Origin of the sequence: Actinoplanes sp. NPDC051470, from assembly GCF_040682035.1 — a bacterium.
GTDB lineage: Bacteria > Actinomycetota > Actinomycetes > Mycobacteriales > Micromonosporaceae > Actinoplanes.
Window position 1 is genome coordinate 118,657 of record NZ_JBFBAA010000004.1, and the last position, 21,722, is coordinate 140,378.

Annotated in this window: 20 protein-coding genes; 4 read left to right on the forward strand and 16 right to left on the reverse strand. The window is 72.2% G+C overall.

Annotated elements, in window-relative coordinates; all coding sequences use genetic code 11:
- Positions 1-161 precede the first annotated feature (161 nt).
- The 4 genes from AB0M54_RS09690 to AB0M54_RS09705 all read left to right on the forward strand — a co-directional run bounded on the left by AB0M54_RS09690 (position 162) and on the right by AB0M54_RS09705 (position 4,565).
- Positions 162-1,187: an ABC transporter substrate-binding protein gene (locus AB0M54_RS09690; RefSeq protein WP_364316269.1), complete on the forward strand. Its 1,026-nt coding sequence runs from the start codon at positions 162-164 to the stop codon at positions 1,185-1,187.
- Between the two features lie 37 nt (positions 1,188-1,224).
- Positions 1,225-2,016 (forward strand): ABC transporter permease, encoded by a 792-nt coding sequence (locus AB0M54_RS09695; protein ID WP_364470161.1) that lies wholly within the window; start codon positions 1,225-1,227, stop codon positions 2,014-2,016.
- A 55-nt stretch (positions 2,017-2,071) separates the two neighbouring features.
- Entirely contained in the window at positions 2,072-3,712 is a 1,641-nt protein-coding gene (locus AB0M54_RS09700; protein ID WP_364470163.1) for a BTAD domain-containing putative transcriptional regulator, read from the forward strand.
- A 247-nt stretch (positions 3,713-3,959) separates the two neighbouring features.
- Positions 3,960-4,565, forward strand: coding sequence for a response regulator transcription factor (locus AB0M54_RS09705; RefSeq protein WP_364316260.1), 606 nt, complete (start codon positions 3,960-3,962; stop codon positions 4,563-4,565).
- A gap of 4 nt (positions 4,566-4,569) precedes the next feature.
- Here AB0M54_RS09705 and argG read toward each other — a convergent pair whose 3' ends face one another.
- From argG to AB0M54_RS09785, 16 genes are all read right to left on the reverse strand, one after another.
- Positions 4,570-5,994, reverse strand: coding sequence for an argininosuccinate synthase (argG, locus tag AB0M54_RS09710; protein ID WP_364470165.1), 1,425 nt, complete (start codon positions 5,992-5,994; stop codon positions 4,570-4,572).
- Between the two features lie 73 nt (positions 5,995-6,067).
- The gene (locus AB0M54_RS09715; RefSeq protein WP_364316255.1) at positions 6,068-6,922 is read right to left on the reverse strand and encodes a glycoside hydrolase family 16 protein; all 855 of its coding nucleotides are present in this window, start codon (positions 6,920-6,922) and stop codon (positions 6,068-6,070) included.
- Between the two features lie 10 nt (positions 6,923-6,932).
- Entirely contained in the window at positions 6,933-8,108 is a 1,176-nt protein-coding gene (locus AB0M54_RS09720) for a cytochrome P450 (protein WP_364316253.1), read from the reverse strand.
- The gene (locus tag AB0M54_RS09725) at positions 8,102-9,337 is read right to left on the reverse strand and encodes a glycosyltransferase (RefSeq protein WP_364470167.1); all 1,236 of its coding nucleotides are present in this window, start codon (positions 9,335-9,337) and stop codon (positions 8,102-8,104) included. Before AB0M54_RS09725 ends, AB0M54_RS09720 begins: the two co-directional genes overlap by 7 nt.
- Positions 9,334-10,590, reverse strand: a complete 1,257-nt coding sequence (locus AB0M54_RS09730) for a GNAT family N-acetyltransferase (protein WP_364470169.1) — start codon at positions 10,588-10,590, stop codon at positions 9,334-9,336. Before AB0M54_RS09730 ends, AB0M54_RS09725 begins: the two co-directional genes overlap by 4 nt.
- The gene (locus tag AB0M54_RS09735; protein WP_364470171.1) at positions 10,587-11,468 is read right to left on the reverse strand and encodes a Wzz/FepE/Etk N-terminal domain-containing protein; all 882 of its coding nucleotides are present in this window, start codon (positions 11,466-11,468) and stop codon (positions 10,587-10,589) included. The genes AB0M54_RS09730 and AB0M54_RS09735 overlap by 4 nt, the downstream gene beginning before the upstream one ends.
- Positions 11,465-12,610, reverse strand: coding sequence for a glycosyltransferase (locus tag AB0M54_RS09740; protein WP_364470173.1), 1,146 nt, complete (start codon positions 12,608-12,610; stop codon positions 11,465-11,467). Before AB0M54_RS09740 ends, AB0M54_RS09735 begins: the two co-directional genes overlap by 4 nt.
- Entirely contained in the window at positions 12,610-13,299 is a 690-nt protein-coding gene (locus AB0M54_RS09745) for a polysaccharide deacetylase family protein (RefSeq protein WP_364470175.1), read from the reverse strand. Before AB0M54_RS09745 ends, AB0M54_RS09740 begins: the two co-directional genes overlap by 1 nt.
- Positions 13,299-14,846, reverse strand: coding sequence for a murein biosynthesis integral membrane protein MurJ (gene murJ / locus AB0M54_RS09750; RefSeq protein WP_364470177.1), 1,548 nt, complete (start codon positions 14,844-14,846; stop codon positions 13,299-13,301). Before murJ ends, AB0M54_RS09745 begins: the two co-directional genes overlap by 1 nt.
- A complete protein-coding gene (locus AB0M54_RS09755; RefSeq protein ID WP_364316235.1) occupies positions 14,843-16,294 on the reverse strand; it encodes an O-antigen ligase family protein in 1,452 nt (483 codons plus the stop codon). Before AB0M54_RS09755 ends, murJ begins: the two co-directional genes overlap by 4 nt.
- Before the next feature lie 3 nt (positions 16,295-16,297).
- Positions 16,298-17,623, reverse strand: a complete 1,326-nt coding sequence (locus AB0M54_RS09760) for a sugar transferase (RefSeq protein ID WP_364316233.1) — start codon at positions 17,621-17,623, stop codon at positions 16,298-16,300.
- Positions 17,624-17,903: 280 nt separating this feature from the next.
- On the reverse strand, positions 17,904-18,464 hold the full coding sequence (locus AB0M54_RS09765) for a GNAT family N-acetyltransferase (protein ID WP_364470179.1): 561 nt from the start codon (positions 18,462-18,464) through the stop codon (positions 17,904-17,906).
- 10 nt (positions 18,465-18,474) lie between these two features.
- Complete coding sequence (locus AB0M54_RS09770) at positions 18,475-19,881, reverse strand: serine/threonine-protein kinase (RefSeq protein ID WP_364470181.1); 1,407 nt, start codon at positions 19,879-19,881, stop codon at positions 18,475-18,477.
- Positions 19,882-19,961: 80 nt separating this feature from the next.
- Positions 19,962-20,990 (reverse strand): hypothetical protein, encoded by a 1,029-nt coding sequence (locus AB0M54_RS09775; protein WP_364470183.1) that lies wholly within the window; start codon positions 20,988-20,990, stop codon positions 19,962-19,964.
- Between the two features lie 92 nt (positions 20,991-21,082).
- Positions 21,083-21,400 (reverse strand): DUF3349 domain-containing protein, encoded by a 318-nt coding sequence (locus AB0M54_RS09780; RefSeq protein ID WP_364316223.1) that lies wholly within the window; start codon positions 21,398-21,400, stop codon positions 21,083-21,085.
- Between the two features lie 22 nt (positions 21,401-21,422).
- On the reverse strand, positions 21,423-21,722 hold the full coding sequence (locus AB0M54_RS09785) for a hypothetical protein (protein WP_364316220.1): 300 nt from the start codon (positions 21,720-21,722) through the stop codon (positions 21,423-21,425).

Consider the following 21,722-nt stretch of genomic DNA (forward strand, 5'->3'; position numbering starts at 1 on the left):
GGCGCCGCAGACAAGGCCCGGCCGAACGCGGGATCAACCGGTCGCGTGACTCGAACGAGTGACACCACGCCACTAGCTCATCGCCCGTTTGAACCCCACAGTGGACAGGGCCCGTACTGCGACGCGCGCCCCACTCCAGAGGAGATTCAGTCGTGAAGAGGATGACCCGTGTGATCGGCGCGGTGGCCGCGGCCGCCGCCCTGATCGTGGCCGCCGGTTGCTCCGGCTCGGACGACGACAAGAAGACCGAGGCCGGCGCCCCGGGCAGCGGCCGGCTCGAGAAGGTCTCGTACCTGACCGGAGCGGGCATCCTGGGCCGCGAGAGCTACGTCTACGTGGCGATGGAGAAGGGCTGGTTCAAGGACGCCGGGTTCGAGGTCGACGTGAAGCCGGGCATCGGCACCGAGGCCAACCTCAAGCTCCTCCAGGCCGGGCAGGTCGACTTCGCGGTGCTCGACATCTCGGCCGCGCTGATCGCGTACGGCAAGGGCGCCTTCAAGGACTTCACCGTGGTCAGCGCGATCCAGCAGAGCAACCTGGCCTGCCTCATGGCCCTGTCCGGCAGCGGCATCAGCTCGCCGAAGGACCTCGAGGGCAAGAAGATCGCCTACATCCAGGGCGGCATCGTGAAGACGCTGTTCGACACCTACGCGAAGCTGGCCGGCGTCGACGCGACGTCGGTCACCTGGGTCCAGATGCCCCCGCAGGACCTGGTCAAGGGCCTGGGCGCCGGATCGGTCGACGCCGCCACCCAGTTCGTGGTGGGCAAGCCGCAGGTCGAGCAGGTGGCCAAGCAGAAGGGCCAGACCGCGGTGGTGCTGCCGTTCAGCGACCACCTGGTCGACCTCTACGGCAACGGGCTCGGCGTCAGCCGGAAGACGATGAACGAGAACCCGGACAAGGTGAAGCGGTTCAACACGGCGATGCTCAAGGGCCTCCGGTACGCCCTGGAGAACCCGGACGAAGCCGGTCAGATCTACGCCAAGTACCAGAAGACCCAGCCGATGCCGGTGGCGGCGGCCGAGATGAAGCTGATGATCCCGTACGCCAAGGCCGGCGGCGCCGCGGTCGGTTCGCTGGACGAGCAGAAGGTCACCCGGAACGTCGCCGTGCTCCAGGGCGCGGGCGCGATCCCGACCACGATCAACCCGAGGGACATCATCAACTTCGACGTGGCCAACAGCTGACCGTACGACCCTGACCGCGCGCCGTTGGAGGAGCATCATGACGACCGCCCTCGCGCCCGAGAAGCAGCCGCGCGCCTCGGGTCCCCTCTGGTCGGCCGGCCTGGCCATCGCCGGCGCCGTCATCGCCGTCGGCGCGTGGTGGCTGGCGATCATCGTCTTCGAGATCGAGTCGTTCCTGGTGCCGGCCCCGCCCCAGGTCGCCGAGGCGCTGGCCCGCGAGTGGGTGTACCTGCTCGAGAACGCGGCGATCACGCTCTCCGAGACCGGGCAGGGCTTCGGCTGGTCGGTGCTGATCGGCATCGGGGTCGGCGCGCTGCTGGCCGGGTCGAGCCTGATCGAGCGGGCGTTCATGCCCACGCTGGTGGCGCTGAACGCGGTCCCCAAGCTGGCCTTCGCGCCGCTGCTGGTGGTCTGGCTCGGCTTCGACCAGGGACCGAAGGTCATCCTGGTGGTGCTGATGTGCGCCTTCCCGATCATCCTCTCCACCGCCGCCGGTCTCTCCTCGACGCCGGCCGACCTGGCCGAGCTGGCCCGCTCGCTGTCGGCCTCGAGGATGCAGACGTTCTACCGGATCCGGCTGCCCGGCGCGTTGCCGCAGGTCTTCGTCGGGCTCAAGGTGGCCATGCCGCTGGCCGTGATCGGCGCGCTGGTCGGCGAGCTGTTCGGCTCGTCCGAGGGGCTCGGCTTCGTGATCCAGAACTCCGGTTCGGACATCGGGCTGGGGTTCGCCGCGATCGCCCTGCTGGCCGTGATGAGCATCGTGCTCTTCTACCTCGTCGTGATGATCGAACGCCTGGCCCTGCCGTGGGTCAAGGGCACCACCGGATGATTGTTCAACCGCTTGTCGATGGTCACGGCAGTGATCATCGTGCAGTCTGTACACGATGGACTCCTCCGTGGACGCCGCGCGGTTCCGGGACGCACTGGCGATCGCGACGGCGCTCCCCGATCCCGAGGTGCGCGCCGCCCAGCTCGACCGGGTGCTGGCCCTGTGGCGCGGCCGTGCCGTCGACCCGGCCGAGTGGCTGGGCGCGCTGGTCACGCGGTGGACCACCGAGATCGACCGGGAGCGGCCGGGCTCGGCGATCGGGCCGCTGACCACGCTGGTCGCCGACCATCCACATCGGGAAGACCTGCTCATCCTGCTGATCCGCGCGCTGCACCGGGCCGGCCGGCCGGGCGACGCGCTGGAGGCGTTCCGGCGGGGCCGGGCCCGGCTGGTCGGCGAGTTCGGCATCGAGCCCGGCCCCGACCTGCGCCGGTTGCAGCAGGCGGTGCTGCGCGGCGACCCCGATCCGCTGCCCGCGGCCGCGGACACCGCGGCGTCCGATCCGGCCCCCTGGTTCGTCGGCCGCGAGGCGGCGCTGACCGAGCTGGACGCGCTGCGGGACGGCACGATCGCGGTGATCGGCGGCCCGGCCGGGGTGGGCAAGACCACCTTGGCCGTACGCTGGGCCGCCCACGCCCAGCACCGCTTCCCGGACGGGCAGATCCGCCTCGACCTGCGCGGCGCCGCCCCCGGCCCGGCGCTGACCACCGCCGAGGCCCTGACCCGGCTGCTGCGCGCGCTGGGCCGGCCGCCCGGCCGCATCCCGTGCGACCCGGCCGAGGCCACGACCGTCTACCGCGGCCTGATGACCGGCCGCCGGATGCTGGTGATCCTGGACAACGCGGCCGACGCCGACCAGGTGCGCCCGCTGCTGCCCGGCAACCCGGGCGGCGTGGTGGTGGTGACCGGCCGGCCGGGGCTGGGCGGTCTGGTCTCGATCGAGGGCGCCCGCCGTGTCCTGCTGCCGCCGCTGACCCCGCGCGAGGCGAGCCGCCTGCTCGGCGATCCCCGGTCGGCCGACGCGCTGACCCGGGCCTGCGGGCGGCTGCCCCTGGCCCTGCGCATCGTGGCCGGCTACGCCCGCAGCTTCCGGGTGAGCGGGAACGCGCTCGCCGCCGGGCGATCCGACAAGGAGCCGATGGCGTGGGCCTTCGAGTTCGCGTACGAGCGGCTCGACTCCACCGCCGCGGTCACCCTGCGCATGCTCAGCCTGGCCCCGGACGGCAGGTTCACCCTTCCGATGGCGGCCGTGCTGACCGGGCGGCCCGCGGCCGACGTCGCCGCCTGCCTGGTCGAACTGACCGACGCGCGGCTGCTGGAACGGCACGGCGACGAGTGGCGGATGCACGACGTCATCGCCGTGCACGCCCGCGAGCGCCTCGAGGCCGAGACGTCCGAACCGGACCGCACCGCGGCTGCCGCCCGCCTGCTCGACTGGCACCTGACCACCGAGGACACCGGCGAGCACCGGATCACTCTGGAGATCTACCGTGCCGGTTTGCGGGCGGCGGAACACCGGGGCGAGACCCGCCGTCAGGGCGTGCTGCTGAACCGTCTCGCCGAGGCGCTGATCGCCGCGGGCCAACCGGCCGAGGCCCACGAGCACCTGGACCGGGCCCTCGCCCTGCATCAGCGGCACGGCGACCTCGCCGGGGAGGCCGAGACGGCCCATCTGCGGGGGCTGCTCGGAGCTTGACGACCCGAGGTTCTGTCAGATCTCGGTCGGTCGATCGGTCAGGCTTTGGCCGGACATCTCGCCCATCGACCTTCCATAACTGTCGAGTATTGATCATTACCAATCCGCCTGACCTGCGGCAACGAATCCTTATCAGGTCGGGACAGCCGAAGAGTGGAAGATCGCCAAGGTCCCCTCCGGTGGACTGTGCGGGGTCGCCCGCACCCACTAACCTCCGAGGCAGGCGGCGATCGGGTGGGGTGATCTGATGATCGGGCTCCTGGTGGTGCGGGACACCGGCTATTTCGGTGTTCCGGTACGGCAGTTGCTCAACGCTCAGGCCGACATCGAGGTGCTCGGCACCATTCCGTTCGACACCGACGTGGTCGGCAGGGCCGCCACCCTGTCACCGCAGGTCATCGTGATCGACACGGAATACATGGTGAGCCAGGTGCTCCCGGTCGCCGCCGAACTCCGCGCGAAGCTGCCCTCGTGCTCGACGCTGCTGCTCTGCGACCCGAGCAAGCGCGGCATGCTCCCGCCCCGGCGCCGGGCCCGCGACCTCAGCTTCCTGCTCAAGGACGCTTCCGAGACGCTGCTGGCCGACTCGGTGCGCCGGCTCGCCGCGGGCGAACGGATCGTCCACCCGCGACTCCAGACCGCGTCGCTGAACACCGACCGTGAGCTGAGCACCCGCGAGCTCGAGGTGCTCGGACTGGCCGCGGAGGGCGACTCGGTGGCCGACATCGCCGACCGCCTCTACCTCTCCGGCGGCACGGTCCGTAACTACCTCTCGACGGTGATCTCGAAGACCGGCGCCCGCAACCGGCTGGACGCCATCCGCATCGTCCGCAAGAACGGCTGGCTCCACTAGCCGGTCAGTCGGTGCCGCTCTCCAGGGCCGCGCGGTCCAGGGCGTCGGGGTCGACCGCGACGTCCTCGCCGGCCTCGCTGTGCCGGGCGATCGCCGCGGCGCCACCGGCGGCCAGTTCGCCGATCAGCCCGTTGCCCGACTGGAGCTGGCCGTGCGCGGCGTACTGCTCGAGCATGCTGCGGGAGTCGGCGATGTCCAGGTTGCGCATGGTGAGCTGGCCGATCCGGTCGTCCGGTCCGAACGCCGGGTAGTGGCTGCGCTCCATCGACAGCTTCTCGGGGTGGTAGCTCAGCAGCGGGCCGGTCGTGTCGAGGAGCGAGTAGTCCTGGCCCCGGCGCAGACGCAGGGTGACCGTGCCGGTGATCGGGTAGCCGATCCAGCGGGCCATGCTCTCGCGCAGCATCAGCGCCTGCGGGTCGAACCAGCGGCCCTCATAGAGCAACCGGCCGAGGCGGCGGCCCTCGGTGTGGTAGGTCGCCACGGTGTCCTCGTTGTGGATCGCGTTGAGCAGGCGCTCGTACGCGATGTAGAGCAGGGCCATGCCCGGCGCCTCGTAGATGCCGCGGCTCTTGGCCTCGATGATGCGGTTCTCGATCTGGTCGGACATGCCCAGCCCGTGCCGGCCGCCGATGGCGTTGGCCTCGTGAACCAGGTCGACCGCCGAGTCGAAGGAGCGGCCGTTCAGCGCGACCGGGCGGCCGTGCTCGAACTCGACCGTGACGTCTTCGGCCGCGATCTCGACCGACGGGTCCCAGAACCGGACGCCCATGATCGGGTCGACGATCTCGATCGAGGTGTCCAGGTGTTCGAGGCGCTTGGCCTCGTGGGTGGCGCCCCAGATGTTCGCGTCGGTCGAGTACGCCTTCTCCTGTGCGTCCCGGTAGGGCAGGTCACGCTGGCTCAGCCAGGCCGACATCTCGTGCCGGCCGCCCAGCTCGGCGACGAACTGCTCGTCCAGCCACGGCTTGTAGATCCGCAGGCTGGGATTGGCCAGCAGGCCGTACCGGTAGAACCGCTCGATGTCGTTCCCCTTGAAGGTGGAACCGTCACCCCAGATCGAGATGTCGTCCTCGCGCATGGCCTGCACCAGCATCGTGCCGACGACGGCGCGGCCCAGCGGCGTGGTGTTGAAGTAGGCCTGCACGCCCGACCGGATGTGGAACGCCCCGGCGGCCAGCGCGGCGAAACCCTCTTCGACCAGCGCCGACCGGCAGTCGACCAGGCGCGCGTTCTCGGCGCCGTAGATCGAGGCCCGGCCGGGCACGTCGCTGAGATCAGGCTCGTCGTACTGGCCCACATCGGCCGTGTACGCGAATGGGACCGCGCCGCGCTCGCGCATCCAGGCCACCGCGACGGAGGTGTCCAGACCGCCGGAGAAGGCGATTCCGATGCGCTCGCCGACCGGCAGCTTCTTGAGGACCTTCGACATGGGCTAGATGCTAGGCCTTATTCCAAATTCACTTTCGGGGCGGCTCCCCCTGAGGGCGAATTTGGAATGGGGCCTAAGGGTTGCCTGCTCCGGGGCGTTGCCAGGCCCTGATGTAGTCCACGTGTTTGGACGCGACGGTCGTACCCGCATCGGGTGGGATCTTCGAGTAGACGGCCAGGTTCGAGATGATGTTGGTCTCGCCGTCCGAGGTCGCCGGCGACGAGCACACCTGCATGCCGTCGATGTACCAGGTGGTGCCGGTGGGCTCGATCGCCACGCCGTAGGTGTGCCAGTCGCCGGTCGGGTCGAACTCCGGCTTGATGTCGCAGCGGGCGCGCGCCCCGGAGAACTGGGTGCCGTAGAGCCGGCCGTGGTTGTCGGAGTAGAACTCGTACACGTCGGTCTCGGTGTGCTTGTCGACCCCGCGCGCCTGCCAGGTCCAGAAGGCCGGCCAGAACCCCTTGGCCGAGGGCAGCACCGAGCGTTCCTCGATGTAGCCGTACTGGAACTTGTACGAGGGCGTGCTGGTGATCAGGCACGACGTCCACGCGTACCGGGTGCCGGAGGCCGCGTTGACCGCCTGCCGCCGGGCCGTCATCACCAGCGCGTTCTCCCGCACCTGGCAGTTGGCCGCCTGGTTCCACTCGAGCTGCTGGTTGCCGGGGTTGCCCCGGCCCATGTCCGGCTCGGCGGTCGAGTGGTCGTCCCAGCGCTGCCGGTCGAGCGTGGCGCCCTCGAACTCGTCGCTGAACACCAGGTCCCAGCCCTCGGTCTGGCCGGCCGGCAGCGGTGGTCCCCCGGCCGTGGCGGACGGCGGCGGCGCCTCGGCCGGCGGCGGCGGAAGCGACACCGGTGTGTCCTCGTAGGCCTGCTGCGAGCAGGCGGCCAGGGTCAGGAGAGCGGTGGCCAGGGCGATGTATCGGCGCATCAATAACACCTCAGAACGTGAATCGCAGGCGCGCGATCCGGTTGTCGAAGCTCGACGGCGCCATCTCCGGCTCGCCGGTGGTCCGGATCGAGGGCATCCGGGCCAGCAGCTCGCGGAAGGTCGCCGTGACCTCCTGCCGGGCCAACGAGGTGCCCAGGCAGAAGTGCGGGCCGCCGCCGCCGAATCCCACGTGCGGGTTCGGCCTGCGGGTGATGTCGAAGGCGTCCGGGGCGTCGAACACGTCCTCGTCCCGGTTGGCTGATGTGTAGAAGAGCATCACGTCCTCGCCGGCCCTGAGCGGATGGCCGTCGAGCGAGTGGTCCCGCGCCACGGTGCGGCGGAACTGGATGATCGGCGAGCTGTGCCGCACCACCTCCTCGACGAACCCGGCGCCGTGCTCGGCGAAGTCGTCCAGCAGCAGCGCCCGCTGATCGGGGTGGTCGGTGAGCAGCCGCAGCCCGTGCGCGATCGTGTTCCGGGTCGTCTCCACCCCCGCCACCAGCAACAACGAGAAGAACGAGCCCAGCTCACGAGCGTTCAGGCCGGCGCCGGCGAGCGCCGAGATCAGGTCGTCGGCCGGCTCCCGGCGTCGCTGCCGGGCCACCTCGCCGACCACGCGGTGCAGGCGGGCGAGGGCGCGGAGGTTCTTGCCGGGTACGCGGAACCGCCCGCCGGTGCGCTCGGTGCTGTGGTCCACCTGGGCGCGGACCTCCGGCCGGTACGACGCCGGAATGCCCATCATGTCGCAGATGACCTCGAACGGAAGCCGCCCGGCGACCGCCTCGACGAAGTCCTCGGGCCGCCCCTCCCGCACCTCCTCGGCGATCCGCACCGCGAGCCGGGTGACGTCGCCGGCGATCCGGGTGACCACCCGCGGCGTGAACGCCTTGCTCACCACGCCCCGCAGCCGCGCGTGCCGCGGGTCGTCCAGGTTGACCATCGAGTCGCCGAACACGGTCCGCACCCAGCGCGGCGGCCGCGGCGTGGTGACACCGGTCCCGCTGATGAAGACGTCACTCTTCCGGCTCGCCTCGACCACGTGCGCGTGTTTCACCAGAGCGACAAAATCACCGAACCGCTGGGGTACACCCAGAGCCCGCAACCCGCGGAAGGCGTCCAGTCGTTCCGCCTCCGGCAACCGCCAGAAGGCCGGGTCGGCCAGGTCGTACGCGTACGTCGTCACCATGTCGCAAGCTCCTTCTTCCCGCGCAGCGCCGCGGTCGTCTCGGCGGCCAGCCGGTCCCAGGTCAGCCGCAGATCGAAGGTGGCGGCGTGCCGGGCGGCGGCCGCACCCTCCCGCCGGGTCAGGTCGGCACCGGCCAGCCGGTCGGCCACCGCCACGGCCAGGGCGACCGGGTCGCCGGCGGGCACCCGGGCGCCCACCTCGGGCCCGGTCACCTCGGCCAGCCCCGGGATGTCGCTCACCACCACGCCGCGGCCGCTCGCGAACGCCTCCAGCACGGTCAGCGACAGCCCCTCCCAGCGCGACGGCAGCACGACCACGTCGGCCGCGGCCAGCCATCGGCGGACGTCGGTGCTCGCCCCCGCGTACCGGACGCCCGGCTCCGGCCGCGCCCGCAGAGCCGGCAGCAGATCGCCGTCACCGACCAGCGCCAGCCGCGCCGCCGGGCAGCGCCGCCGGATCTCCGGCCAGGCCGCGAGCAGCACGTCCTGGCCCTTCTGCCGGGTGACCCGGCCGACGCACACCGCCAGCGGCGCGCCCGGATCCAGCCCGAGCGTGTGCCGGGCCTCGACCCGATCGTGTTCGCTCGCCGTCGGGAACCGGGTCAGATCAACCCCGTTGCGAACCACCGCGAACCGCCCACGCCGGGCCGGCGTCCGCCCCCGCGCGGCCAGCACGCCGTGTTTCCGGCCCTGCTCGGCCTCCGCGTCACCCAGCACGCCGTGTCTCCGGCCCAGCTCGGCCCCCGCGTCACCCAGCACGCCGTGTTTCCGGCCCTGCTCGGCTTCCGCGTCACCCACACAGAGGAAGAGGTCGGTCCATCGGGCGGCGGCGCGTTCCCAGGCCAGCGTGGCCTGGCGCAGCCGCCCCTCGACGGCCAGCCACGACCAGCCGTGCGGCTGGAACAGCACCGGCCGGCCCTGAGCGCGGCCGAGCCGCCCGGCCAGCCCCGCCTTGGCCGCGTGCAGGTGCAGCACGTCGGGCCGGACCCGCTCGATGATCCCGCGCAGTCGCAGTGTCTCGCCCAGCGCCTCGGCCCCCGGGCTGCGCACGGCCGGCCAGCGCAGCCGCGGCACTCCCGCGCTCGCCAGCTCGGCGGCCAGCAGCCCGCCGTCCGGGCAGGCCACCGTGACGTTCCAGCCGCGGGCCAGTTGGTCGAGGCAGGCAGCGAGCACATAGCCGGCCACGCCACCCTCCCGTGGCTGGGCGACATGCAGAACGGTGACGGTCACCGCTCCCCCTCGCCTTTGCTCTGAGCGCGTATAGGCAACACCCTGGGCTCACGCTGGGCAGGCACAACCGGCTCGGCGGCGCCGCTCTGAGCGCGCATAGGCAACACGCGCTTCGGCGAGCGCCATCGGAGGCGGTCGCGCAGGCGCTTGACCCAAGGGGTGCGGGTCTTGGCCTCGGCGATCAGCCGGCGCAGCGCGAGGACGCCCCGGGCGTAGAGCGTGCCGACCACGCTGCCCGGCCGCACGAACAGCAGCCGCCGGTTGGGCACGACGACCGGGCGCCACGTCGACTTGTGCGCCTCGTCGCCGCGCAACATGCTCATCGTCGGCAGGCCGAGCCGGTGGGCCAGCGGCAGCGCGTCGGCGAGCAGCATCGTGGTCACGTCGACCTTGCCGCGCAGCGCCGGGTCGACCCCGAAGAAGTAGCCGCCGACCAGGTCGTTGCCGATCAGCAACAGCGACGAGGCGAGCAGCTCGCCGTCGAACCGGTACTCGAGCAACGAGGCCTGACCGGACTTGATCATCGCGCCGACCGACCGGGTCAGGTGCTCGGCGAAGGCCGGCGTCCGGTGGGCCGGGTTGCCGCCGCGGCCCTCCCACTGCCGCTCGTGCAGCCGCAGCAGCGCGGCGATCGCCGGGCCGGCCGCATCGGCCTCGACCTCGGTCACCGCGGGGGCGGCCTTCTTGAGCTGGTTGAGGCGGCGGCGGACGGTCTTGCGGGAGTGCGACGGGAGGTCCCGGACCAGGTCGTCGAACGGGCCGGCGGCCAGTTCGAGACAGAGCGACCCGGGCGTCTCGTGGACGCGGCCGGGCCAGGCCGGCGCGAGCAGCGACGCGGTGACCGCGCCGGGGCGGGCCTCGCCGAAGTCGGCGGTGTGCCAGCCGCGGTCGCGGATCAGCGCGGTGGCCAGCACCTGCGCGGCGGGGGCGGCCACCTCGTCGTCGAGCAGCACGTCGGTGAAGTCGGCCAGCGCCCCGCCGATCGGGTGGAGCACCTGGTGGCGCACCTCGAAGGCAGCCGCGGCGACCAGCGTGCCGGCGTGCCGGATCAGGAACACCCGGAGTCCACCGGGCCGGCCGTAGGAGCGCCACCAGGAATGCAGCCACGCGTACGCCTGGAAGGGCGAGGCCCCGGCGCAACGCGCGTGCAAGGCGTCCCAGTCGGCGGCGAGGCCGGCGAAGGCGGCGTCGCCGCGGCGGGTCTCCACCGACCATTCGGTGAGGGCGGCCGGATGCGTGAGCGATGCGGTCATTTCTCCTCCACCCGGAACACGACGGCCCGTCCGACCACCCGGACCGGCTCCTGGTCATCGGCCTGGCCGGAAGGCTCGGCGACCGAGCCGGACGAGTCCGACGAGTCCGATGAGTCCGACGAGTCCGACGAGCCGGACGAGTCGGCCTCCTCGTCGGGCGAGGGCGGGGATGCCGGCGTCGCCGTGAGCACCTTCTGCTTGGAGCGCCAGATGCCGGAGAAGCTGGTGATCGCCACCGGCTCCGGCTCCTCGACGTAGACCCGTTCCGGCTCGGCGACCACGGTGACGGACTCGGCGGTAGCGGTGGCCGGCGCCGTCGTCTCCTCCGACCGGCGCCCGGCCCCGGCGAGCACGGCCAGCCCGCCGATCAGCAGTCCGGCCGCCGCCCCGACGGCCAGTTCCATCGGCGGTTTGGGCGAGGTCGGCCGGGCCGGTGGCGTGGCCGCGGCCAGCATGGTCAGACCCACCCTGGTCTCGCCCTTGCGGGTGTCGCCCAGGGAGATCAGCGAGTTGGCCACCGCGTTGGCCACGGTCGCGGTGCGTGACGGCGACGGGCCGATCGCGGTGATCTCGATGACCGGGGCGTCCGGCGACGTCGACGCGGTCACCCGGTTGAGGCCGGTCCGGTCGGCGCCGAGGGTCTGCCCGGCGGTGGCCAGGACCGGGCCGGTGGTGGCGATCCGGCCGTACGCCTGGGCGTAGTTCAGCGCGACGATCGGCTCGGCCCCGGCGCCGATCGTGACCACGTACGCCTTGGCGGTGTAGGTCGGTGTCTTGATCGCCGCGTAGGCCGCACCGGCCCCGCCGCCGATCGCGGTGAGCAAGAGCAGCAATCCGAAGCGGCGGACCAGCCGTCGCAGGAACTCCCGTGATTTCACCCGTGTGCTCCTTCAACGTGTTGCAGGGTGTGCCCGGCGAGCCGCCGGTAGAGAAGGTCGATGGATGCGGCCAGCCGGCCGGTGTCGAACCGGGCCACCACATCGGGGATGGGCAGCCGGCCGCCGCGCCGCTCGGTGAGGCAGGCGAGTTCGGCCCGCAGCGTGCGGGGCAGGGCTTCCGGGTACGCCGACAGCCGACGAGCCCCGGGCGCGTCCGGCGGACCGTGGCCGCCCGGCGAGGTGAGCTCGTCCAGCGGCGGGCACACGGCGTAGAGCGCGGGCAGCCCGCAGGCCAGCGCCTCCAGGACGGCCAGGCCGAAGGTCTCCGAATCGGACGGTGACGCGAACACGTCCATCGCGCACAACATCTCCCGCGCGTGCCCGACCGCCCCGGCGAAGACCACCCGGTCGGCCACGCCGTGCAGGTCGGCCACCTGTTCCAGGGCTTCCCGGGCCGGACCGTGCCCGACCAGCAGCAGCGTCACGCCGGGCACCTCGGCGACGGCCCGGATCAGCCGGTCGAAGTGCTTGGTCGGCTCGAGCCGGCCGACGCCACCGATCACCACCGCGTCCTGGGCGATGCCCAGCCGGGTCCGGGCGGCCCAGCGCAGCCGCGCGTCGAAGGTGAACTCGCTCGCGTCGATCCCGTTGGGCACGACGGCGATCCGGTCCTCGCGGACACCCCAGGCCCGCAGCCGGCCGGCGACCGCGTCGGACACCGCGACGGTGGTGTGGCCGAGACGTTCGGTGAGGCGGTAGAGCAGGCGTACGCCGGCCGAGGTGCGGCGGCCCTCGATCACGCCGTGGCCCAGCGAGTGTTCGGTCGCCACGATCGTCGGCACGCCGGCCAGCCGGGCGGCGACCCGGCCGAACAGGCAGGCCCGGTAGAGGTGGGTGTGCACCACGTCGTACCGGCCGTCCCGCATCAGCCGGCGCAGCTTGGGCAGCGCGGTGAGGTCGTGGTTGTGCTTCATGGTCAGCTCGTGCACGGTCGTGCCGTCGGCCCGGATCGCCTCGGCCACCGGCCCCGGGTTGGAGAGCGTGACCACCTCGCAGTCGTGCGGCAGCCGGCGCAGCAGCACGCGCAGCTGATGCTCGGCCCCGCCGGCGTTCAGCCCGGTGATGACGTGCAGGACGCGCATCAGGCGGCCCTGCCGACGGTGAGCCGGTGGCGGGCCAGCTTGGCGTAGAGGCGGTGGGTGGCGTCCCGGTCGCCGATGAACGTGCGCGGGAGCGCGTGCCGCCCGATGACCGGTGTCGGCTGGACCGCGCAGGCGTAGTCGTACCCGGCGGCCCGGACCGCTTCGACCTCGCGCTCGCCGACCGCGCCGTACGGGTAGCAGAACCCGGTCACCTCCTGCCCGGAGAGATCGGCCAGGATCTCCCGGCTGTGCGCGGTCTGGACATCCAGGTCGGCGGCCTCCGGCATGCGGACGTGGGCGAAGCCGTGCGAGCCGATGTCCACGCCCGCCGCGGCCACGGCGGCGATGTCGGCCGCGGTCATCAGGCTTTTCCGAGGACCCGGGGTGTCCCAGGAGTTGTGGCCGCCGAGCGAGCCGGCCACCACGTACACCGTCGCGGTGAAGTCGAAGGACGACAGGACCGGGAGGACCTCGTGTACGAAGTCCGCGTACCCGTCGTCGAAGGTCAGGCCGACCAGCCCGGGCCGGGGATCGGCGAGCAGCTCCCGCACCGACACCCCGCGCAGCCCGCGCCGGCGCAACCAGCGCATCTGCCGTTCGAACCGGCGCGGCGAGACGGTGACCTGGTAGGGATCCTCGGTGTAGGACTCGACCGAGTGGTACATCAGCACCAGAGGGAAGGAGGACATCAGCGGAACCGTCCCTTCAACTTGGCGACCACCGTGGTGGCCTCGTCGACCCCGGCCAGCCGGGCCAGCCCGGCGAACACGATCAGCACCACCACGCCGCCGATCAGGACGACCGCGAGCGCGGGCCACGAGCCCAGCCACCGGCTGACCAGCCAGCCGGCCCCGCCCGCCCCGCCCGCGGCGAACACCAGGCGCAGCCCGGCCAGGCCGAGCGAGGGCAGCGCCAGGGCCACCATGCGGTCGCGCAGGCCGAGCAGCAGCAGGACCGCGGCGGTGCTGATGCCGAGGCCGTTGGCGGCGGCGATGGCGTACGCGCCGGACGACCGCACCCCGATCGCGGCCACCACGCCGGTCACCACCAGCCCGGCGCCCATCGCCATGGCCGGGTACCAGTTGCGTTCCTCGCCGGCGTAGAACGGCCGGGACAGCGCGGTGACCAGCACGTGGCCGAGCAGGCCGAGGGCGTACACCCGCATGATCCCGGCGGTGGCGGCGGTGTCGGCGGCGGCGAACTCGCCGTGCTCCAGCAGCACGTGCACGATGTCCGGGGCGAACACCACCAGGTACGCGGTGGCCACCAGGATCAGCGCGGCGGTCGTACGCAGATCGGCCTCGAGCCGTTTGCGGGCCTCGTCGGCCTCGCCGGCGGCCATCCTCCGGGCCAGCGTGGGGAACGTGACCGTGCAGATCAGCAGGGCCACCAGCATCGGGATCTGGGCGACCTTCTGCGCGTAGTTGAGGTGCGAGATGGTCCCCTCGGCCAGCGACGAGCCGAGGAACCGCTCGATGAACACCTGCGCCTGCCGCACCAGCGTGTAGATCGTGATCGGCAGGAACGCGGCGAGCGACACGGTGGCCGCCCCGGTGCGCCACCGGCGCGGCAGGCCGACGTGCCGCAGGAAGCTCGGCAGCTGCACCAGCACCATGAAGAAGCTGCCCAGCGCGACTCCGGCGGCGGCGCTGACCACACCCAGCGACCCGTGCAGCGCGCCCATCAGGGTCAAGATCCCGATGTTGTACGCCAGGTGGATCGCGGCCGGGGCGCCGAACACGTGGTTGGCCCGCAGCGCCGCGCTGAGATAGCCGGCCAGCCCGAAGGTGAGCACGGTGATCGAGGTCAGCCGGGTGCACGTGACGGCCAGGGCTGGGTCGGCCAGCCCGGGCGCGATCAGGTGCACCAGCCAGGGCGCGCAGAGGAAGGTGGCGCCGGCGAGCACGACCAGCACCACGACGATGCGTGGCATGGTCGCGCCGACCACGCGCCGGAGGAACAGACCGGCGTCGCCGCCGTCGGCCTCGGCCACGGCCCGGCTGAACAGCGGGATCATCAGCAGCGACATGCCGCCCTCGACGACCACGGCGAACGCGGTCTCGGGCACGGTCCAGGCCACCAGGAAGGCGTCCGTGCCGCCGTCGGCGCCGAAGAACCGGGCCAGGAACAGGTCGCGGACGAAACCGAGCAGCGAGCCGGAGAGCGTCACGACCAGCGTGATCATGGTCGCCTGGACGAGGGTCTTCTGGAGGGGACTCGGCTTGATCGTGGTCATGCGGGTCCTACCGTTCGGGGTTCTTCCGTTCGGGGGCGGGGGACGATCACGGCGCGGCGGACGACGATGCCGAGCAGGGTGGCCATCAGGACGGTGCTGGGTCCGGCGCCGATGTCGCCGTACATCCAGTCGATGAGCGTCCAGACCATCAGGGCCGGCGCGGCGAGGTCGAGGAAGCGCTCCTCGGCGCCGGGCAGCGTGTGCGCCCGCCGGCGGCGGACCGCGCCGGCGGCCATGGTCACCAGCAGGCCGCCGAAGGCGAGGATGCCGACCGTGCCCTGCTCGCTGAGGACCATCAGGTATTGGTTGTGCGGCGACATCAGCGCCTGCCGGGTCACGCCCGAGGTGGGGTCGCCGACGTCGCTGCCGGCCGACAGCTCGACGCTCGAATAGCTGTCCCGGTAGGCGACGAAGTCCTTCATGCCGACCCCGACCACCGGGTGGTCGGCCCAGATCGCGCGGGCCGCGGCCCACAGCGCGTACCGGTCGCGGACCGACTGGTCGGGCGAGCTGCCGACCGAGACGATGCTGGTCAGCCGCTGGTCGAGCCGGCTGCCGGACGGGTCGGCGTCGCTGCCGGCCGACCACATGAGAATGGCGGCCCCGAGGACCGCCATCAGACACAGGAACGCCGCGGCGCGCCAGCGCCAGACGAACAGCAGCACGAGCAGCGCGGCGGCGGTGGCGATCCAGGCGCCCCGGCTCAGCGTGAAACCGAGCGCCAGCACCAGGAACCCGCACACCGCGAGCAGGCCGATCCGCGGCCGGCCCCGCATGGCCAGGGCGAGGGCCAGCGTCACGACCAGGCCGTAGCCGAGCAGGGCGGCCAGCGCCATGACCTGCTCGGGGCCGAACGTGCCGACCGCGCGGACGAACTCGCCGCCGTACGAGGCGCCGGTGCCGGACAGGTACTGGTAGACGCCGTACGCGCCCTCGACCACGGTGACCGCGATGATCGCGCCCGCGGTGAGCCGGACGTCGAGGCGGTCGCGCAGGGACATCGCGACCGCCACCGGCACCAGGACGAAGATCTCGGCGTACCGGATGAAGCCGACCGCGGAGGCGAGCACGTCCGAGGCGATCACGGTGGCCAGCGCGAACGAGACCAGCGCGCCGGCGAACGGCAGCCAGCCCCGTCCGGCCAGCGCCCGGTCGCCGTTGTTACCAACTAGTCGGTAACCGAGCACCGCCACCAGCAGGCCGGCGATCAGGTCGGCCGCGGTGATCCGGCCGTCGCCGGTGAGGTTGCCGATCTCCGGGGGCAGGCAGACCACGACGATGCTGGCGACGACCAGGATGCTCGGCCGGTTCTTGACGGCCGTGCCCGCGGCGAACAGCACGGCCAGCGGGCTCAGCACCAGCTCGGCCAGCGGGTTGCGCCGCGGCCGGCGCAGGTTTTCCGGGCGCCGGCGCGGGGGCACGGTGAGGAGATCGTCGAGTGTTGTCATGCGTCAGACCCGGTGGATGCTGAGCATCGAGCCGACCGTACGGAGAATGATCTTGAGGTCGAGGGCCAGCGACCAGTGTTCGATGTAGTGGTTGTCGAACCGGACCCGCTCCTCGATCGAGGTGTCGCCACGTAGCCCGTGGATCTGCGCCCAGCCGGTGATGCCGGTCGGCACGCGGTGCCGGTCGGCGTACCCGGTGTAGGTGCGCTGGAACTGGTCCACGAAGAACTGGCGCTCCGGCCGCGGGCCGACCAGCGACATCTCGCCGCGCAGGACATTCACCAGCTGGGGCAGCTCGTCGAGCGAGCTGAACCGCAGCAGCTTGCCCACCTTCCCGAGCCGCATGTCGTGGTTGATGTTCCACTTGACCTGCGACTCCCGGTCGTCCGCGGGGGTCAGCGAGCGGAACTTGAGAATGGTGAAGAGCTTGCCGTCGCGGCCGACCCGTTCCTGCCGGAAGAGCACGCCGTTCTTGCGCGACTCCCACTTGACCAGCAGCGCGCAGAGCAGGAAGACCGGTGCCAGCAGCACCAGGCCGACCAGCGAGCCGACGATGTCGATGAGCCGCTTGACCGCCCAGCGCCGCAGCTGCGCCGGCTCGGGGCGCAACCGGGCGAGCGGGATGCCCCGCACGAACTCGGTCCGTCCACACCCGACGGCCAGCTCGAACAGCCGCGGCACCACGTGCACGGTCACGCCGTAGCGGCGGCACCGGCGCAGCGTCTGCACCAGGTCGGCGTCCGGGATGGCGGGGAACGCGACGATCAGGTGCAACGGCTTGTACCGGGCGACCGCGCGTTCCAGGTCGGCGGTCGGGGCGAGCACCGGGAGGGTGGGCTGGGTCAGGGCGGGCGGGCCGACGAAGCCGACCGGGGCGATGCCGTACGTGCGGTCGTCACGCAGCGCGTCGGCCACCCGGATGGCGAAGTCGCCGCTGCCGACCACGATCGCGGCGCGGCCGGGCCGGTGGCGGCGGTGCCATCGGATCAGGCGATACCCGAGGGTACGGGCGACCAGCACCGCCCCGAGCAGCACCGTGGCCCAGGTCGGCGGGACGGCGACGAGCTCGCGGGGCGCCGGGCCGGCCGGTGCGGCCAGCAGCGCGCCCCCGGCCACCACCACGGCGGTGGCGATCACGATGCGTGGCAGGTCGTCGAGGACGGAGTGGCTCATCCGGGAGCGGTAGAGCCCGGCCACCCCGAGCGCCAGGAGCAGCGCGGCGGGCGACACGGCGCCGGTCAGGTAGGTGATCACGGCGATCGCCAGGCTGTCGAGCAGCAGCAGCAGGGCGGCTTCGCCGAGCCCGGCCGTGGCGGCGCGAACCGGCACGACCGGGACGGGTAAGGGGATCGAGGGGCACTCGGTCAGCGCCGGTACCCGTTGGCCGGTGTTGCGTCCCCACCGGACCACGGAAGCGAATTGATACAAGGTCTCCCCCGTTCACGACGGCGTCGCAAATGAGGGTCGCAGCCGGTCGGGGGGCGTACACAGTCGCAAATGTCATGTTGAACGTGACTGGTTCTCACGTTTCGTATGACATTTTACATGCGCCCGGAAGATCTGTTGGGCCGCCATTACCCGAACGGCCGGGAATGGTGTCGGGAAATGCTCAGGAATGGTGCCACTGATCACGGGTCAGCGCGTACTCGACATCGCCCTGCTCGTCGCCCGGGATCTTGTCCGGCCAGTCGGCGTGGAAGGTGCGGAGGTAGCGCAGGCCGGCCTTCTCCATCACCCGGCGGGAGGCGGTGTGCACGGCCATCGTCTCGGCGAAGACCCGCTCGACGCCCAGGTCGGTGAAGGCCTTGTCGATCAGCGCGCGGGTGCCCTCGGTCGCGTACCCCCGGCCCCAGACGTCGCGGCGGAACCGGAAGCCGATCTCGGCGCCCGGCGACGAGGTACGCCGGTTGCCCGGCCGCAGGTGGAACCAGCCGACGAACCGGCCGCTGTCCTTCTCCTCGACCGCCCAGTAGCCGAAGCCGCCCGGCCGCGAGTACCAGGACAGCATGTACGGCAGGACGTCGTCCCGGATCTCCTCCTCGCCGGTGGCGCGGCCGCCGTTGAGGTGGAACATCACCACCGGGTCGCTGTCCAGCTCGACCAGCGCGGCCACGTCACGGGACTCGAACTCGCGCAGCCGCAGCCGCTCGGTCTCCAGGAAGACACCCATGCGCGGAAGCCTAGGAGACCGCGAACACGGACGCTTTGACCTCGCCCTGTCCGGAGTTGGCGAGGCAGTGGATCAGGGTGTCGGTGGTACCGGAGAACTGCATCGGCCAGGCGCCAATCGTCCAGCCCTTCACCTTGGCCTTGTCCTTGGCCCGCGCTTCCATCACGGCGCGGGTGCAGGCCTTCTTCACCGCCGCGTCGGTGGTGATCAGGTCGGTCTGGTTGCCCTCCAGCGAGCCGGGCGGCGGATCGATCGCGGCGAACGTCTCCCAGTAGTGCTCCTGGGCGCATGGCGCCTTCCGGGGCATCTCGGCCCGGCCGCTGAGCCCGACCAGGCCGCCCCAGCACATCTCCTCGACCGGGCAGAAGCCCTGGTCGCACTGCTTGAAGTGGTCGGGGACGCGGTCCTTGACGGTTCCGCCCGAAGATCCGGCCTCGGCCCTGGCATCCCGGTCGCCGGCGAGTTTGACGACCGCGAAGCCGGCGGCCAGGACGGCCACCGCGGCCACGGCGACCGCGACGATCACCGGCGAGCGGCGCCGCTTGGGGGGCGCGGCCGGCCACGGCGGGTGCGGGCCCGGGAACGGCGCCGCGGGCATCAGCGCGCCACCGGCGGCCGCGCGCGCCACCTCGGCCAGGGTCGAGGCGGACGGCCAGCGCTGCGCCGGGTCGGTGGCGAGCATGCGGCCGACCACGGCGGCCACGTTCGGCGGCACGTCGGCCGGCAGCGGCGGGGGCGGCGCCTGGACCCGCTGCAGGGCGACGGCGTACGCGTTCTCGCCCACGAACGGGCGACGGCCGGCGAGCATCTCGTACGCCGCGACGCCCAGCGCGTACAGGTCGCTGAGCGGCGTGGCCGGCTGCCCCAGCACCTGCTCGGGCGACAGGTAGGTGGGCGTGCCGAGCACCGCGCCGGACTGGGTCAGCCCGGTGCTGTCGCCGGCCCGGGAGATGCCGAAGTCGGTGAGCACCACCTGGCCGTTGCGCCGGACCAGCAGGTTGGCCGGCTTCACGTCGCGGTGCACGATGCCCGCGTCGTGCACCGCCTGGAGCCCCTCGGCCGCCTCGGCGATCATCCGCATCACCTCCGGCGGCGCCATCCGCCCGGCCCGGGCCACCGCCTGGGCCAGCGACTCGCCGTCGATGAACTCCATCACCATGAAGGTCACGCCGTGGTCCTGGCCGTAATCGTGGATGTTGGCCACGCCGGGGTGGCTGACGCCGGCCATCGCCTGCGCCTCGGCCACGAACCGGCGGGCGAAGCCGGCTTGGCCGGCCACCTCGGGCAGCATCACCTTGACCGCGACGGTCCGGCCGAGCACCTCGTCGGTGGCCCGCCAGACCTCGCCCATGCCACCGGCGCCGACCCTGGCCACGAGCAGGTAGCGCCCACCGAGTAGCAATCCGGGCTGCAGCACGATCATCTCCCTCACGGCCGACGCGACATCATGCACCAAAGGTGGCGTCCGCCGCGATGGCCCTTCGGGCAACTATCCGATCACCGGGCGCGTTCGGCCTCGCGGCCGAGGCGGACCAGGTGGCTGACCCGCTCGTAGCTGTTCAGCGCCGCCACGCTCACGGCGAAGCCGAGCAGCGGGGTGAGCGCCAGGATCGCCCATTGGAAACCGCGCAGGTAGATCGGCGAGTCGAACTGCATGCTCGAATACCTGAAGCCGGCGAAGCCGTAGGTGACCAGCGCCGCCATCGCGATGACCGGCGTGATCAGCACCGCCGTCCGGCGGCGGACCGGGCCGCCCTGCCGCCACCAGCCGATCAGCATCAGGCCGGCCGCGGCGAGAAAGACCGGGACCGCCCACCGGAAGAGGAAGTCGCCGTCGATGGTGACCGCGTAGCTCAACTGGCCGACGAAGTAGCCGTCCCCGGTCCGGTGGTCGACGATGTCGGCCGCCGCGAGCAGGGCCAGGCCACCGCCGAAGAACCCGAGGCCGCGGGGCCGGAGCACCGGCTCGCCCGAGACCAGCGCGACCGAGGCCGCGGCGACCAGCAGCGCGGCCACCACCAGCCAGGCCGACAGCAGCATCTGGCTGGGTGAATCCGGGTACCGCGAACCGACCGCGGCGATCTCGACCGCGGCCCCGGCCAGCGCGGCGCCGGCCGCCACCCGGCGCCGGCCCGCGATCACCACGACCGCGGCGACCAGCCAGACCAGGTGCAGGAACCAGAGCGGCTCGAAGGCCGCCCGGTCCCAGCCCAGGTAGGTGTACGCCAGCCCGAGCCGGCGGAGCGGGACGGCCAGCAGGGCCAGCGTGCCGACGATCTGGATCACCCGCAGGGCCCGGCGCCAGTCGTTGTCGCGCAGCAGGCCACCCAGACCGGGCCGATTCCGGAGGCGGACCTTGACCGCCCCGGCGAGCAGATCGGCCCGGTCGCGCAGGCTCGGGCGACGGCTGCCGGGCTCGGCGGCGGCCATCAGCACGCCGACCATCTCTTCCTCGTACTCCCGCCGGTACGTGCTCGGATACGCGGCCAGAAGGCGGCGGTAACGTCCCTCGAGTTCGCCATGCATGGCGAACATCATATACCGATGATCGGTATATTCCAGCCCCGACGCGGGCCGGCCGGGTGGCGCGGCAAGATCGCCGTCGCCGTCGCCCAGTTCTAGTCGGTCGGCGGGTCGGCCAGCGGCCAGCCACCGGCGGCGAGCCGACCGGAGACCCGGGCGACATCCTCCGGGCTGGCCGGCTTGAGCACCGAGTCGTGGATCATCTGCTCGATGTCCTCGTGGGTCACCGGCTCGTCGTTGAGGATCGCGTTGTCGGCCAGGTCCTGGGCGACCGAGCGGACCTCCTCCTCGGTCAGCTTCCGCTGGAGGAGGCCGAGCAGCACCACGTAGTCCTGCCGCGGCACACCGGTCGGGTAGCCCTGCCGGAGCCAGTCCACGGCCCGGACGACAAAGCTGGAACGGGGTTCGGTCACCGTGATCTCCTACGCCGAAGCGTCACTTGTCGATGATGGTCGGGTAGATGTGCTCGAAGCTGAGCGCCTTGCCGAAGCCGGACGCCACGATGAAGGTGATGCCCAGCACGACCAGGGCCAGCACGATGATGAACAGGACCCAGCCGATCACGGTGCCGGCCGGGTTGGGGCGGGCGGCGGAGTCGACCTCCGCGGAACCGCCCGCCCCCCAGGCCAGGGAGCGGATGCCGAGCGCGAAGAGCAGCGGGAGGCCGGCGCCGAGCACGATGCCGGCGGCCAGCACCTTCCAGGCGCCCTCGAGGGCGAAGCCGAGGTTGTGCAT

What these genes read in the sequence shown, in the direction of transcription:
- AB0M54_RS09690 (WP_364316269.1), top strand. Translation starts at nt 162, where the DNA reads ATGACCCGTGTGATCGGCGCGGTGGCCGCGGCCGCCGCCCTGATCGTG.
- AB0M54_RS09695 (WP_364470161.1), top strand. Translation starts at nt 1,225, where the DNA reads ATGACGACCGCCCTCGCGCCCGAGAAGCAGCCGCGCGCCTCGGGTCCC.
- AB0M54_RS09700 (WP_364470163.1), top strand. Translation starts at nt 2,072, where the DNA reads ATGGACTCCTCCGTGGACGCCGCGCGGTTCCGGGACGCACTGGCGATC.
- AB0M54_RS09705 (WP_364316260.1), top strand. Translation starts at nt 3,960, where the DNA reads ATGATCGGGCTCCTGGTGGTGCGGGACACCGGCTATTTCGGTGTTCCG.
- argG (WP_364470165.1), bottom strand. Translation starts at nt 5,994, where the DNA reads ATGTCGAAGGTCCTCAAGAAGCTGCCGGTCGGCGAGCGCATCGGAATC.
- AB0M54_RS09715 (WP_364316255.1), bottom strand. Translation starts at nt 6,922, where the DNA reads ATGCGCCGATACATCGCCCTGGCCACCGCTCTCCTGACCCTGGCCGCC.
- AB0M54_RS09720 (WP_364316253.1), bottom strand. Translation starts at nt 8,108, where the DNA reads ATGGTGACGACGTACGCGTACGACCTGGCCGACCCGGCCTTCTGGCGG.
- AB0M54_RS09730 (WP_364470169.1), bottom strand. Translation starts at nt 10,590, where the DNA reads ATGACCGCATCGCTCACGCATCCGGCCGCCCTCACCGAATGGTCGGTG.
- AB0M54_RS09740 (WP_364470173.1), bottom strand. Translation starts at nt 12,610, where the DNA reads ATGCGCGTCCTGCACGTCATCACCGGGCTGAACGCCGGCGGGGCCGAG.
- AB0M54_RS09745 (WP_364470175.1), bottom strand. Translation starts at nt 13,299, where the DNA reads ATGTCCTCCTTCCCTCTGGTGCTGATGTACCACTCGGTCGAGTCCTAC.
- murJ (WP_364470177.1), bottom strand. Translation starts at nt 14,846, where the DNA reads ATGACCACGATCAAGCCGAGTCCCCTCCAGAAGACCCTCGTCCAGGCG.
- AB0M54_RS09755 (WP_364316235.1), bottom strand. Translation starts at nt 16,294, where the DNA reads ATGACAACACTCGACGATCTCCTCACCGTGCCCCCGCGCCGGCGCCCG.
- AB0M54_RS09765 (WP_364470179.1), bottom strand. Translation starts at nt 18,464, where the DNA reads ATGGGTGTCTTCCTGGAGACCGAGCGGCTGCGGCTGCGCGAGTTCGAG.
- AB0M54_RS09775 (WP_364470183.1), bottom strand. Translation starts at nt 20,990, where the DNA reads ATGCATGGCGAACTCGAGGGACGTTACCGCCGCCTTCTGGCCGCGTAT.
- AB0M54_RS09785 (WP_364316220.1), bottom strand. Translation starts at nt 21,722, where the DNA reads ATGCACAACCTCGGCTTCGCCCTCGAGGGCGCCTGGAAGGTGCTGGCC.